This is a genomic window from Nocardioides sp. GCM10028917 (assembly GCF_042666175.1).
GTDB lineage: Bacteria > Actinomycetota > Actinomycetes > Propionibacteriales > Nocardioidaceae > Nocardioides.
Genome location: NZ_JBHTFL010000004.1, coordinates 30,799 through 43,110 on the forward strand (window position 1 = coordinate 30,799; position 12,312 = coordinate 43,110).

Here is a 12,312-nt window from a genome sequence, read left to right on the forward strand (position 1 = left end):
GCCGTCCTCCCGAGGAGGAGGGTGGGATGCCGAAGGACGAGGTCGCGCTGATGCAGCGGGTGCACGACGAGCACGCCGAGGTGCTCTGGCGCTTCTGCCTGCGCCTCGTCGGCAACGACCGCGGACACGCCGAGGACGTCACCCAGGAGACGCTGCTGCGGGCCTGGCGGCACGGCACGATCCTCCACAGCCCTCCGGCTGCGGTCCGCTCGTGGCTCTTCACGGTGGCCCGCCACATCGTCATCGACGACTGGCGCAGCCGGAAGGCCCGGCCCGAGACGCCCGTCGACGAGGTCCCCGAGCAGCGCCGCTCGAGCGAGGACGACGCCGACGAGCTGCTCCTGTCGTGGGTCGTCGCCGAGGCGCTCACCCACCTGTCCGAGGACCACCGCACCGTGCTGCTGGAGTGCTACTACCGCGGCCGTCCCGTCGCCGAGGTCGCGCGCCGCCTCGGCGTCCCGCCCGGCACGGTCAAGTCGCGTACCCACTACGCCCTGCGGGCGCTCAAGCTCGCGCTCGAGGAGATGGGGGTCTCCGCATGAGCACCCCGACGAGCTGCCCCCACGCCCACGACGACGCGGCGTACGTGCTCGGTGCCCTCAGCCCCGCGGAGCGACTGGACTTCGAGCGACACCTCGACAGCTGCGACGAGTGCTCGCGCTCCGTGCGCTCCTTCGCCGGGATGCCCGGGCTGCTCGACCTCGTCGACCCCGGCGTCCTCGAGGACCCGCCCGTCGACCCGCCCCTTCCGGCGACCCTGCTGCCCTCGCTCACGGGCGCGGTCCAGGTCCGCAGCCGCCGGCGCGTGCTCCTCGTCGCGGGGCTCGCGGCCGCAGCGGCGGCCGTGGTCGCGCTCGCCGTGCCGGCGGTCCTCGACCGCGCCGACACGCCGGTCTCCGGACCGGGCACGAGCACGTCGTCGCCGCAGCCGGGATCGCCGGGCGGCGGCGACGAGGTCGAGACGCACGCGATGGCCCCGCTGGGCGACGTACCCGTCGAGGCCAGCCTCGGCCTCGAGCAGGTCACCTGGGGCACCCGGATGCTGCTGACCTGCACCTACGACAAGGACGCCGCCGCGGTGGAGCTGCCCGAGCAGGTCGACTACCTGTTGTTCGTCACCGCCTCCGACGGCCGGTCGGAGCAGGTCGGGAGCTGGACGTCGTTGAGCGGCGCCACCATGGAGGTCCCGGCCGCCACCTCCGTCCCCCGCGACGACATCGCCAGCGTGGAGGTGCGGACCACGAGCGGGCGGGTGGTCCTACGACTGGACGCGTGAGGCGAGCGGGTTGTCGGCGGCGAGCAGCCGCGCTCCCGCGACGATCGCGACGACCTCGGACGCGGCCGCGACCCACACCGCCCACCCGGTCCAGTTGGCGGTGACGCCGAACAGCCCGACCGTCGTGGCGAGCACGAAGGCCAGCAGCGTGCTCGCCCCGAACCCGAGCGCGAGGAACGCCGGCACCCAGTGCCGCCAGACCAGCAGCAGGACCGCGATCACGGCGCCGGCGACCGCGTTGAGCATGAACGACGGTCCGAGGAAGTCGTCGTCCCGGGCGAAGTCGAGCCAGAGGTAGAGGTGTACCGCCGCCGAGACCAGCACCGACAACGCTGCGATGACGCGCATGCCACTCACCTGCCGTGTTCGAGGACCTTTGCCGGGAGTACGTCCGCGGTGCCCGCCCGGTTCAGTCGGCGCCGCCACAGCCACACCACGTCCCAGCCGAACGACTCGGCGAGCAGCAGCGCAGCGACGACCAGCACGGCGTACGTCGTCACTGCCGGTGCGAGGCCGGACGCCGCGAGCGCCAGGGCGACGCCGACGTAGGCCGCCACCACCTTGCGCCAGTAGCGGGGCGGCAACGGCCGCTGCATCCAGGGCAGCAGGCGCGCCGCGACCGCGTACGCGTAGCGGATCACGCCCAGCCCGAGCACCCATGCACCGTCCTCCCGCGCGACCAGGACGCTGAGCACGAGGATCAGGAAGGCGTCGGCCTCCCCGTCGAGGCGGCCGCCGTACGCCGACGCGGTGCCGGTGCGACGCGCGACGCGGCCGTCGACGAGGTCGAGCGCCAGCGCGACGACCGTGAGCGGCACCAGGACGCCGACGACGTCGGCCCCGGCAAAGGCCTCGGCCACCAGCGCGGCGATCCCGCAGGCGAGGGTCGCGCGGGTGAGCGTGACCAGGTCCGCCGGCCCGAGGAGCGCGACCCCGTCGGCTGTGGCCCGGCGACCGGCCGCGACCGCCAGCACGACGGCGCAGCCCAGACCCACCGCCCCCGCGGCAGGTCCGACGTGCAGCACGGCGAGCAGGACGACCAGCCCGACCAGGCACACGGCCAGACCGCGCCGCACTCCGACCACGGGACACCTCCTCCCCCGGGCGTACGGCGCTCATCTCCGCCCGGTTCACCTCCCGGCGCGTCGGACGACCACAAGTCCCCGGGGCCCCGCGCTCCAGGCGTGGGTCGCGTCAGGCGTACGACGTTGTGGTCGTCCGGCGCGCCTGTGGACGACGGGAGCGGGGCGAGGCCTCCTCGCGGCAGGCTGACCGGATGGACGCCGCTCCAGCACTCGAACGCCTCGGCGGGACGGCCGGCGCTCGGGACCTGCTCCGGCTCACGACCCGTCGTCGGCTCCGCCGGGCCGTCGCTCGCGGCCCGGTCGTGCGGCTCAGCCGGGGTCGGTACGCGCTGCCGACGGCCGGCGACGCGCGCCGCGTGGCATCCCGACTGACCGCGATCGTCTGCCTCCGGAGTGCCGCGGCCCACTACGGATGGGCGCTCAAGGAGCAACCACCCGTCCCGGAGCTGCTGGTCAGGCGCGGGCGCAAGCTCGCACCGGAGCAGCGCGAGGGGGTCTCGATCCACTGGGCGAACGTCGCCGACGACCAGGTCGTCGATGGCGTGACGACGCCACTGCGCACGGTGATCGACTGCGCCCGGACCTTGCCGTTCGACGAGGCGCTCGCCATCGCCGACTCCGCCCTGAGGTCCGGGCTGGTGACGCGTACCGACCTCGACGCGATCGACGTACGTGGCGCGGGCGCCGACGCCGTACGCCGCGTGCTCCGCCATGCCGATCGCCGTGCGGCCAACCCGTTCGAGTCGGTGCTCCGCGCCCTCTGTATCGAGGTCGGGATCGTCGTGGAGCCCCAGGCTGCCGTCGATCTCGGCACCGGCACCATCCACCCTGACCTGGTGTGCCACGCGCTCCGCCTGGCGTTCGAGGCGGACTCGTGGTCCTACCACGCCTCTCGCAAGGCCCACCGCCGCGACTGCGCCCGCTACAACCTGCTGGTGATCCACGGCTGGCGGGTCCTGCGGTTCACGTGGGAGCAGGTGATGCACGACCAGACGTACGTCCGCTGGGTGCTGGCCGAGGTCGTCCGGCGCGTCGGACGACCAGAAGTCGACGCTGTCGTCCCCAGCCACGCTCGAGCGACCGCCGCCGGCTGACCTGTGGTCGTCCGACGCGTCGAGGTACGCCGCTCAGACCAGCCGGAACTCCACGGTCCGCGTCTTCGGGTCGGCCGCCGCCAGCTCCACGGTGACCTCCTCGCCCAGGGGGAGGTCGGAGGTGCTCGTCACCCGCGCCTCGATGGCGGGGTCCTGGATGGTGATGTCGCCCTTCTGCTTGCTCTTCTCGTCGAGCTCGACGACGACCGCGGTGAAGCGCTCACCCACCCGGTCGTGGAGCAGCTCGGCCTCGCAGAGGTCGACGACGGCGTTCTCGTAGCGGTTGGCCCGGCGCCCGGACTCGGTCATCGTCTCGGGCAGCCGGCCCATCGCCTCGATGACCCACGACGGGACCTCGGTCCCGGCGCACAGGGCGACGCAGACCTCGCCGGCGTAGCGGTCGGCGAGCCGGCGCAGCGGGGCGGTGACGTGGGCGTACTCCGAGGCGAGCGCCGAGTGCTGGGCCTGCTCGGGCAGCTCACCGTTGAAGGCGACGTAGCCGGCGCCGCGCAGCAGGCGCGTGCACGCCACGATCATCGCGGCGTGGGTCGGCTTCGAGGGGTCGAGCGTGCGGATGAAGTCGGGGTAGAGCTGCTCGGCGGGCCACACGATGCCGAGGGCGCGAGCGGTGCGGTGGAGGCGCTGCACGTCGCGGGGGTCGGCCGGCGGCAGGGTGCGGAGGATGCCGACGCGGGCGTAGACCATCAGGGAGGCGGCGGCCATGCCGGTGAGGAGGGAGATCTGGGCGTTCCAGGTCTCGACCGGCGTCAGCCGCCGGAACTCCAGCTCCCAGTGCCCGTCGCCAGTCTCGACCAGCTCCTGCTCGGGCAGCGGCAGCGAGACGCCGCCGCGGGCTGCCTCGCGGGCGAGCCGCAGCTCGCCGACCTCCTTGAGCAGGCCGATGAGCTCGTCGGCCTTCCCGGCGTCGAGGTCGGCCTGCACCCCCTCGTACGACAGCTTGGCGCGCGAGCGGACCAGCGCCCGCTCGACCTCGACGTCGGTGCCCTCGCCCGTCTCGTCGACCTTGATCGTCCACAGCAGCGCGGGACGCACCTCGTCAGGGAGCAGCGAGGCAGCGCCCTCGCTCAGCACGGTCGGGTGCAGCGGGATCTTCGAGTCGGCGCCGTAGAGCGTCTCGCCCCGGCGGTTGGCCTCGACGTCGACGGGGTCGCCCGCCGTCACGAACGCCGCGACGTCGGCGATCGCGTAGTGCACCACGTAGCCGTTCCCCGCCCGCTCGATGTGCATCGCCTGGTCGAGGTCGCGGGCCGACTCCGGGTCGATCGTGACGAACGGGATGTCGGTGCGGTCGAGCTCCGGCAGCCGGGGCGACGCGGCTGCGTCGGCGGCTGCCCGTTCGACGGCCTGGGGGAAGGTCGGCGTGACGTCTAGCTCCGCCTGGATCGCGGCGATGCCGTCGCGCATCTCCTGTGCCGTCACGCTGTCCCCGCTGGAGCGGACCTTCACCACACGGTTGCTGGGCATGTCACGACCCTAGCCGTGGTGCGGACGCCCGCGCTCCCTACGCTTGCGCCCGTGCTGATCCTGCTGCCGCCCAGCGAGGGCAAGACCGCTCCGCGTCGCGGCAAGGCCCTCGACCTCGGCTCGCTGTCCTCGCCGTCCCTCACCACCACGCGGACGACGCTGCTCGAGTCGCTCGCTCGGTTGTGCGGCGACGACCCGGACAAGGCCGCCGCCGTGCTCGGCCTCGGCCCTGCCCAGCGCGACCTGGTGCAACGCAACGCCGACCTCGACGACGCCCCGACCGCCCGCGCCGACGCCATCTACACCGGCGTCCTCTACGACGCCCTCGGCTTCGACACCCTCTCCCCCGCGGCCCGCCGCCGGGCGACCGCTCGGGTGGCGATCACGAGCTCGCTGTTCGGCATCGTGCGGCCAGGAGACCGGATCCCGGCCTACCGGCTCTCCGGCGACACCACTCTGCCGGGCACCGGTTCGGTCGCGGGGGCGTGGCGCGAGGTCCTCGGCGAGGCCGTCACCGAGGCGGTCGGCACCGGCCTGCTCGTCGACCTGCGCTCCGGGACGTACGCCGCCTTCTGGCGGCCGGACGCGTCCCTGGCCCGCCGCGTCGCGACCGTCCGTGTGCTGCACGAGTCGGCCGGCAAGCGGTCCGTCGTGAGCCACTTCAACAAGGCGACCAAGGGCCGCATCGTCCGCGCGCTGCTCGAGAACGGCGCCAACCCCCGCACCCCCGCGGCGCTCGCGGACACGCTCACCCGGCTCGGCTGGACCGTCGAGACGGGCGAGCCCACGGCGAAGGGCACCCAGCTCGACGTGGTGGTCACCGAGGTCTAGCGCAGCGGGATCACGTCGGTCGCCTCGAGCGGGTCCATCCCGCACAGCGCCAGCATGTCGGCGACGATCGAGCGCACCTGCGCGAGGATCACCTCGGCGGACAGGTCGTCGCTGTGCTCGACCTTCGCCGTGGCGCGCCCGAGGGCGATGAGGTCGTCGATGACGGCCACCGCCATCCGGTCGGCCACCAGCTCGTCGGCGACGCGCTCGGAGAGGTCCGCCAGGTCGCGCATCAGGGAGGCGTACGACGCCGGCACGGGCTCGCGGCGGTAGCAGGCCACGGCGACCCGGCGCACGACCACGCGTGTGTTGCGCAGGGCCACGTCGAGCGGCTCGACGAGCTCGGCGAGCTGCCGCTGGTGCTCGCCGTGGCCGCGCCGGAAGGGCGAGGAGCTCACGACCGACAAGCCCTCCGACGACGCCGCGCGCAGCTCGGCGATGAGCGAGTCGGTGGACCGGGCCTCGCGCAGCACGGCCAGCGCCTTGTCGACGTCCCCGTCCCCGAGGCGGTCGGCGGACGAGCGCAGCAGCTCGGCGATCTTGCGCACCACCACGGCCGCCTGGTCGCGCGGCTTGCGCAGCGGCGCGCGCGGGACGACGGTCGCCGCCACCAGCGCCACCGATCCGCCGATGATCGCGTCGGTCCAGCGGAGGAAGGCGTCGCCCGGGGCGGGCGCCAGAGCGGCGACCACGATCCCCTGCACCGCGGCCTGGATGACCATCAGCTGCCCCGCGTCGAGCAGCAGCGCGATCGACATGCCGGCGGCGACGATCACCGCGATCTGCCATCCACCCGAACCGATCAGATGGGTGGCCGCGTCGCCCAGGAAGACGCCGAGCGCCACGCCGACGGTCACCTCCGCGACGCGGCGCTGTCGCTGGCCGTAGGACATCCCGAGGGACACCACGGCCGCGATCGGCGCGAAGAACGGCAGCCGGTGGTTGAACACGTCGGCAGCCAGCCACCACGCGATGCCGGCGGCAATCGCGCACTGGCCGATCACCCAGCCCTTGGCCCGGAGCCGGGCCACGCGGGCGCGCAGCGACGTGCGGCTGCGCTCGGCGACGACCTCCGCGTCGGGGAACCGCACGACGCGTCAGCTCCTCACAGGCCGGACTCGTCGGTGCGCACCAAGATGCGCTGGCACTCCTCGCAACGGATGACCTCGTCGGCCGGAGCGGACCGGATCCGCGACAGCTCGGAGGCGTCGAGGGTCATGTTGCAGCCGCCGCACTGGCGCGACCGGAGCAGCGCGGCGCCGATGCCCTTCTGCTCGCGCAGCCGCTCGTAGAGCGCCATCAGGTCCTCGGGGATGCCCTCGGTCGCCGGCCCGCGCGCGGCCGACACCTCCTCGAGCGAGCGGTCGATCTCGACGCGCTTCTCGTCGCGCGCCGCGACCAGCTCGCCCAGCCGGGCGTCGATGTCCTCGGCGCGGATGCCGAGGCCGTCGAGCAGCTGCTGGGCCTCCTCGAGCTTCTCCATCACCTCGAGCTCCGCGTCCTCCAGCGTCGAGATCCGGCGCTCGAGCGACACGAGCTCGTGCTGCATCCGCTCGAGGTCCTTGGGGTTGGTGATCTGCCCGCTGTCCATCCGGGTGCGGTCGCGCTCACGGCGGGCCTTGACCTGCTCCACCTCGCGGTCGGCCTTGGCCTGCTCCACGGTGAGGTCGTCCACGACGATGCGCGCGTCGCGCACCTGGTCGGTCAGCTGGGTCCGTTCGGCCTCCAGCGTGCTGATCTCGGCCGTCTCGGGAAGGTGGCCCCGCTGGTGCCGGAGCTGGGCGGCACGGGAGTCGAGCTCGGCGACGTCGAGGAGTGCGTGCTGGTGGGTGGGATCGGCCTTCAACGGCTCTCCTGCTGCTTTCAGTGGCGGAACGTCCACGGGTCGGTGCACCGCGTGCTGACCCGGGTGTCGACCCTATCGCCCAGCTCCCGGCGCAGCCGAGCCTCCACCGCCGGCAGCCAGGTCCACTCGGCCGCCCAGTGCGCGACGTCGACCAGGGCCGGCCCGTCGTGCTCGAGGAACTCGGCCGCCCGGTGGTGCCGGAGGTCGCTCGTGACGTAGACGTCGACGTCGCTGTGGGCGAGCTCGTCGAGCAGGAAGTCCCCCGCCCCGCCGCACACCGCGACCGTCCGCACCGGCCGCTGCGGGTCGCCGGCCACGCGTACGCCGTGGGCCGTCGCCGGCAACGCCTCCGCGACCCGGGCAGCGAGCTGCCCGAGCGTCATCTCCTCGACCGTGCCGATCCGTCCGGTGCCTGTGGACGCCAGCCCCGGGTCCGCGAGCGGGACCACGTCGAAGGCGGGCTCCTCGTAGGGATGGGCGGCCAGCAGCGCCCGCACCACCGCCGTACGACGACCGCGCGGCACCACCGCCTCGACCCGGGCCTCCTCCACCACCTCGAGGTCGCCGACCGCACCGATCGCGGGGGACGCGCCGTCGAGCGGGCGGAACCGGCCCTCACCCGTCGCGCTCCACGTGCACGAGTCGTAGTCGCCGAGCCGACCCGCGCCTGCGTCGGTCATGGCCGTGCGGACGGCCTCCGCCGAGTCGACCGGCACGAAGACCACGACCTTGTCGAGCGGTCCCGCCGGTCGCGGCCGGATGGGCACGAGGTCGGTGAGTCCCAGCGCCAGGGCCAGCGACTCCGAGACGCCGGAGACCGCCTGGTCGGCGTTGGTGTGGGCGGCCAGCAGCGCGCAGCCACCAGCGGTCAGCGTGTGGAGGGTGCGCCCCTTGGGCGTGTCCGCGGCGACCGAGCTGACCGGCGTGAGGAACAGCGGGTGGTGCACGACGAGCAGGTCGGCGCCCCACTCCACCGCCTCGCGGGCGACCTCGACCGTCGGGTCGACGGCGAACATCACCCGCGCCACCTCCGCGGACGGGTCCCCGGCCACCAGCCCGACGGCGTCCCAGGAGTCCGCGGTGCCCGGCGGGTACCAGGTGTGCAGCAGGTCGACGACGTCGGCGAGGCTGGGCATGCGCGCAGGCTAGTTGACCGCGCTAGTTGACCTGCCGCGCCTGCCCCTCCCAGTACGGCTGGCGCAGCTTGAACTTCTGCAGCTTGCCGGTCGCCGTGCGGGCGAGCTCGTCGCGGAACTCGATGGACGTCGGCGCCTTGTAGCCGGCGGCCCTGTCCTTGCACCACGCGATCAGCTCGGCCTCGTCCGTCCTCGCGCCCTCGGCCAGCACGACGAGCGCCTTGATGGTCTCGCCCCACTTGTCGCTCGGCACGCCGATGACCGCGACCTCGGCGACCGCCGGGTGCGAGAAGAGCACGTCCTCGACCTCGATGGACGAGACGTTCTCGCCTCCGGTGATGATCACGTCCTTCTTGCGGTCGCTGATCGTGAGGTAGCCGTCGTCGCCGATCACCCCGCCGTCGCCGGTGTGGAACCAGCCGTCGACGAGCGCCTTCTCCGTCTCGTCGGGCCGCTCCCAGTAGCCCTCGAGGATGACGTTGGACCGCGCCAGCACCTCCCCCTCGGCGTCGGTGCGCAGGCGTACGCCGATGGCGGGTGCGCCGGCGCGCACGAGCCGGGCCGCCCGTTCCTCGGCCGGCAGGTCGTCCCACTCGGCGCGGCTGCGGTTGATGGTCAGCAGCGGCGAGGTCTCGGTGAGGCCGTAGATCTGCACGAACTCCCAGCCGAGCTCCTCCTCGACCCGCACGACGGTCTTGGTGGGCGGCGGCGCGCCCGCCATGATGATGCGCACGCGGTCGCGACCGGGGATCTCGCCCTCCCAGTCCTGGGCGGCTTCCAGCACCGCGGCGGCCACGGCCGGGGCAGCGCACATCACGGTCACCCCGTGCTGCTCGACCCGTCGCAGGATCTCCGTCCCGTCGACCTTGCGGAGCACCACCTGCGGCACGCCCAGGCCGGTCATCGCGAACGGCATCCCCCAGCCGTTGGCGTGGAACATCGGCAGCGTGTGGAGGTAGACGTCGCGGTCGCTCACCCCGGCGTGGAGGCCGAAGGTCACCGCGTTGGTCCAGAGGTTGCGGTGGGTGAGCTGCACTCCCTTGGGCCGCGCGGTCGTGCCGGAGGTGTAGTTGATCGTGGCGGTGGCGTTCTCGTCGGGCTCCCACGCGCGGGGCTCGACCCCGGGCTCGGCGAACATCGACCCGTCCTCGCCGAGCACGAAGGTGTGCTCGACGTCGACGCCCTTCAGCGAGTCCACGAGCTCCGGGTCGACGTAGAGCACCCGCGCGCCGGAGTGGGCCACGATGTACGCGATCTCGTCCGGCCGCAGCCGGAAGTTGATCGGCACCAGCACCCGCCCCGACCCGCACACGCCGAAGAACGACGTGAGCAGGCGCGCAGAGTTGTGGCTGATGATCGCGACGCGGTCGCCGACCTCCAGCTCCAGCTCGTCCAGCCTGGCCGCCTGCCGGCGCGACAGCTCGTACGCCTCGGCGTAGGTCAGGGTGCCCAGCGACGCGGCGGGCTGGTCCGGCTCGTCGATGAACCCCGGGCGCTCGCCGTAGACGGCCGCAGCGCGCTCGATGAAGTCGGTGACGCTGAAGGGGACGATCATGCGCCCACTGTGGCACGCGTCACGCGGCGCTGCGAGAGGTCGGACGGCGGGTGCGACGGACGGCCCGTGGGCGTCGACGAACGGACCGCCGGCCGACTCTAAGAAGGCTCTCATCCACGTCTCACGCTGCCGCCACGCCGGTTGCGCACCATGACGCCCATGGGACAGGTGACCAGGGTGCTCCTCCTCCTGGCGGTTGTGGTGCCGGTGACGGCGTACGTCGCCGGGTCGCTCGCCTCGCCGGGAGCACCGGTGCCCGGCGACCACAGTCCCGTAATCCTGCGCGACGCCCCGACCGACGCGCCGACTACCAACCCGACCACCGACCCGGCCGCCGACCCGGCCGCTCCTCCGCCCGGCCGGCAGTCCCCCCGCACGCCCCGGCCGGACCCGGACGGACCGCTCGACGGCCCGGCACAGGACGCGCAGCGCGGTGCTGGTGGCGAGGCCCGGGTGGTGACGCCGGAGCCGACACCGGTCGGGGAGGATGACGACGACGAGTGGGACGACGACGGGCCGGACGATGACGACACCGACGAGCGGGACGACGACGGGGACGACTGACGGTGCTCGTCGACGCTTCGCCCGCGTCTCGGTCCGCACCCGCATCACGGTCGTCATCGCGGTCCTCACGGCGGTGGCGATGACCGGCGCGGGGCTGCTGGTCTACGCGCTGGAGTCGGCGCGCATCGAGCGCCAGGTGAACGCGCAGATCAGCCAGGAGATCGCCGAGTTCCGCGCGCTCCGCATCGACCCGAACACCGGCGAGGAGTTCGACGACGTCGGCCGCGTGCTCAACGTCTTCCTGACCCGCAACGTGCCTGACGACGACGAGATGCTCGTCGGCTACGTCCGCGGCGAGACCCCGGAGCGCACCGCCAACCGCTACGGCCAGGAGGTCCTCGACGAGCCCGCCTACCAGGACGCGCTCGCCGACCTCGACGGCGTCGGCGGCACCCGCGTCATCGAGTCGCCCACCTTCGGCGAGACCTGGGTGACGCTGGTGCCCGTCACCAACACGCAGGGCGAGGGCTCGCTCGTCATCGTCAACTTCCTGCGCGACGAGCACGAGGAGCTCGACCGCACGCTGCAGACCTACACGCTCATCGCGCTGCTCTCGCTCGGGCTGATCACCACCATCGCCGCCTTCCAGTCCGGGCGCCTCCTGGCGCCGCTGCGCACCCTCGAGAGCACCGCCCGCGAGATCACCACCACCGACCTCTCGCGCCGCATCCCGGAGCGCGGCAACGACGACATCACCGCACTCACCCGCACGATCAACAGCATGCTCGAGCGGCTCGACTCCGGCTTCGCCGCACAGCGGCAGTTCCTCGACGACGCCGGCCACGAGCTCAAGACCCCCCTCACCGTCCTGCGCGGACACCTCGAGCTGCTGGACGGCGAGGACCCCGCCGAGCTGGTCCAGACCCGCGAGCTCCTCCTCGACGAGGTCGACCGCATGTCCCGACTCGTGCAGGACCTCATCCTGCTCGCGAAGAGCCGCCGCCCCGACTTCCTCGTCCTGGGCGAGGTGCACCTCGCCGAGCTCACCCAGTCGGTGCTGGCCAAGGCCACCGCGCTCGGCGACCGCGAGTGGCAGCTCGACGGCGTCGCCGGCGGCCGCGCCGTGCTCGACGAGCAGCGGGTCACCCAGGCGCTCCTGCAGCTCGCCGACAACGCGGTCAAGCACACCGACCCCGGCACGGTCGTGGCCCTCGGCTCGGCGCGCGAGGACGGCCTGATGCGGTTGTGGGTCCGCGACTGCGGCGACGGGATCCCGGCCGAGGACCGCGAGGCCGTCCTCGAGCGGTTCGGCCGCAGCCACGCGCGTGCCGGGGACGACGGTTTCGGTCTCGGACTCAGCATCGTGCGCGCGATCGCCGACGCGCACGAGGGCGACGTATGCATCACCGACGCCGAGCCCCGCGGCGCGCACGTGGAGATCGTCCTGCCCGACCGGGAGATCGAGCGATGACACACGACCTGACCGACGATATGACGAGG

Annotated in this window: 13 protein-coding genes; 6 read left to right on the forward strand and 7 right to left on the reverse strand. The window is 73.3% G+C overall.

What is annotated here, in order from left to right; genetic code table 11:
- Window positions 1-26 precede the first annotated feature (26 nt).
- Together ACFQW6_RS07000 and ACFQW6_RS07005 are read left to right on the forward strand one after the other, a co-directional pair.
- Window positions 27-542: a sigma-70 family RNA polymerase sigma factor gene (locus ACFQW6_RS07000; protein ID WP_378542693.1), complete on the forward strand. Its 516-nt coding sequence runs from the start codon at window positions 27-29 to the stop codon at window positions 540-542.
- The gene (locus ACFQW6_RS07005) at window positions 539-1,276 is read left to right on the forward strand and encodes an anti-sigma factor family protein (protein WP_378542695.1); all 738 of its coding nucleotides are present in this window, start codon (window positions 539-541) and stop codon (window positions 1,274-1,276) included. The genes ACFQW6_RS07000 and ACFQW6_RS07005 overlap by 4 nt, the downstream gene beginning before the upstream one ends.
- Here the strand turns inward: ACFQW6_RS07005 and ACFQW6_RS07010 are convergent.
- Together ACFQW6_RS07010 and ACFQW6_RS07015 are read right to left on the reverse strand one after the other, a co-directional pair.
- Window positions 1,259-1,624 carry a hypothetical protein gene (locus ACFQW6_RS07010; protein ID WP_378542697.1) on the reverse strand — a complete coding sequence of 122 codons (366 nt, stop codon included), beginning with the start codon at window positions 1,622-1,624 and terminating at the stop codon, window positions 1,259-1,261. The two genes, ACFQW6_RS07005 and ACFQW6_RS07010, sit on opposite strands and share 18 nt — an antisense overlap.
- A 5-nt stretch (window positions 1,625-1,629) precedes the next feature.
- A complete protein-coding gene (locus ACFQW6_RS07015; protein ID WP_378542699.1) occupies window positions 1,630-2,361 on the reverse strand; it encodes a CDP-alcohol phosphatidyltransferase family protein in 732 nt (243 codons plus the stop codon).
- Window positions 2,362-2,552: 191 nt separating this feature from the next.
- On the opposite strand from ACFQW6_RS07015, the gene ACFQW6_RS07020 reads away from it, so the two are divergent.
- Window positions 2,553-3,455, forward strand: coding sequence for a DUF559 domain-containing protein (locus ACFQW6_RS07020; RefSeq protein ID WP_378542701.1), 903 nt, complete (start codon window positions 2,553-2,555; stop codon window positions 3,453-3,455).
- A 33-nt stretch (window positions 3,456-3,488) separates the two neighbouring features.
- Here ACFQW6_RS07020 and ACFQW6_RS07025 read toward each other — a convergent pair whose 3' ends face one another.
- Window positions 3,489-4,940, reverse strand: a complete 1,452-nt coding sequence (locus ACFQW6_RS07025) for an RNB domain-containing ribonuclease (protein ID WP_378542703.1) — start codon at window positions 4,938-4,940, stop codon at window positions 3,489-3,491.
- 51 nt (window positions 4,941-4,991) lie between these two features.
- Here ACFQW6_RS07025 and yaaA point away from each other — a divergent pair, with 51 nt between their 5' ends.
- Window positions 4,992-5,771: a peroxide stress protein YaaA gene (gene yaaA, locus ACFQW6_RS07030; RefSeq protein ID WP_378542705.1), complete on the forward strand. Its 780-nt coding sequence runs from the start codon at window positions 4,992-4,994 to the stop codon at window positions 5,769-5,771.
- Here the strand turns inward: yaaA and ACFQW6_RS07035 are convergent.
- The 4 genes from ACFQW6_RS07035 to ACFQW6_RS07050 are packed head-to-tail and all read right to left on the reverse strand — an operon-like array spanning window position 5,768 to window position 10,308.
- Window positions 5,768-6,862, reverse strand: coding sequence for an aromatic acid exporter family protein (locus ACFQW6_RS07035; RefSeq protein WP_378542707.1), 1,095 nt, complete (start codon window positions 6,860-6,862; stop codon window positions 5,768-5,770). The genes yaaA and ACFQW6_RS07035 overlap by 4 nt on opposite strands.
- 14 nt (window positions 6,863-6,876) lie before the next feature.
- Window positions 6,877-7,617, reverse strand: a complete 741-nt coding sequence (locus ACFQW6_RS07040; protein WP_378542709.1) for a zinc ribbon domain-containing protein — start codon at window positions 7,615-7,617, stop codon at window positions 6,877-6,879.
- 17 nt (window positions 7,618-7,634) lie between these two features.
- Complete coding sequence (locus ACFQW6_RS07045; RefSeq protein WP_378542711.1) at window positions 7,635-8,753, reverse strand: Nif3-like dinuclear metal center hexameric protein; 1,119 nt, start codon at window positions 8,751-8,753, stop codon at window positions 7,635-7,637.
- Between the two features lie 22 nt (window positions 8,754-8,775).
- Window positions 8,776-10,308 (reverse strand): AMP-binding protein, encoded by a 1,533-nt coding sequence (locus ACFQW6_RS07050; RefSeq protein WP_378542713.1) that lies wholly within the window; start codon window positions 10,306-10,308, stop codon window positions 8,776-8,778.
- Window positions 10,309-10,467: 159 nt separating this feature from the next.
- Here ACFQW6_RS07050 and ACFQW6_RS07055 point away from each other — a divergent pair, with 159 nt between their 5' ends.
- Together ACFQW6_RS07055 and ACFQW6_RS07060 are read left to right on the forward strand one after the other, a co-directional pair.
- Window positions 10,468-10,872: a hypothetical protein gene (locus ACFQW6_RS07055; protein ID WP_378542715.1), complete on the forward strand. Its 405-nt coding sequence runs from the start codon at window positions 10,468-10,470 to the stop codon at window positions 10,870-10,872.
- Complete coding sequence (locus ACFQW6_RS07060; protein WP_378542717.1) at window positions 10,832-12,283, forward strand: ATP-binding protein; 1,452 nt, start codon at window positions 10,832-10,834, stop codon at window positions 12,281-12,283. The genes ACFQW6_RS07055 and ACFQW6_RS07060 overlap by 41 nt, the downstream gene beginning before the upstream one ends.
- Window positions 12,284-12,312: the final 29 nt, after the last annotated feature.

What these genes read in the sequence shown, in the direction of transcription:
- ACFQW6_RS07000 (WP_378542693.1), top strand. Translation starts at nt 27, where the DNA reads ATGCCGAAGGACGAGGTCGCGCTGATGCAGCGGGTGCACGACGAGCAC.
- ACFQW6_RS07005 (WP_378542695.1), top strand. Translation starts at nt 539, where the DNA reads ATGAGCACCCCGACGAGCTGCCCCCACGCCCACGACGACGCGGCGTAC.
- ACFQW6_RS07010 (WP_378542697.1), bottom strand. Translation starts at nt 1,624, where the DNA reads ATGCGCGTCATCGCAGCGTTGTCGGTGCTGGTCTCGGCGGCGGTACAC.
- ACFQW6_RS07020 (WP_378542701.1), top strand. Translation starts at nt 2,553, where the DNA reads ATGGACGCCGCTCCAGCACTCGAACGCCTCGGCGGGACGGCCGGCGCT.
- ACFQW6_RS07025 (WP_378542703.1), bottom strand. Translation starts at nt 4,940, where the DNA reads ATGCCCAGCAACCGTGTGGTGAAGGTCCGCTCCAGCGGGGACAGCGTG.
- ACFQW6_RS07045 (WP_378542711.1), bottom strand. Translation starts at nt 8,753, where the DNA reads ATGCCCAGCCTCGCCGACGTCGTCGACCTGCTGCACACCTGGTACCCG.
- ACFQW6_RS07050 (WP_378542713.1), bottom strand. Translation starts at nt 10,308, where the DNA reads ATGATCGTCCCCTTCAGCGTCACCGACTTCATCGAGCGCGCTGCGGCC.
- ACFQW6_RS07055 (WP_378542715.1), top strand. Translation starts at nt 10,468, where the DNA reads ATGGGACAGGTGACCAGGGTGCTCCTCCTCCTGGCGGTTGTGGTGCCG.
- ACFQW6_RS07060 (WP_378542717.1), top strand. Translation starts at nt 10,832, where the DNA reads ATGACGACACCGACGAGCGGGACGACGACGGGGACGACTGACGGTGCT.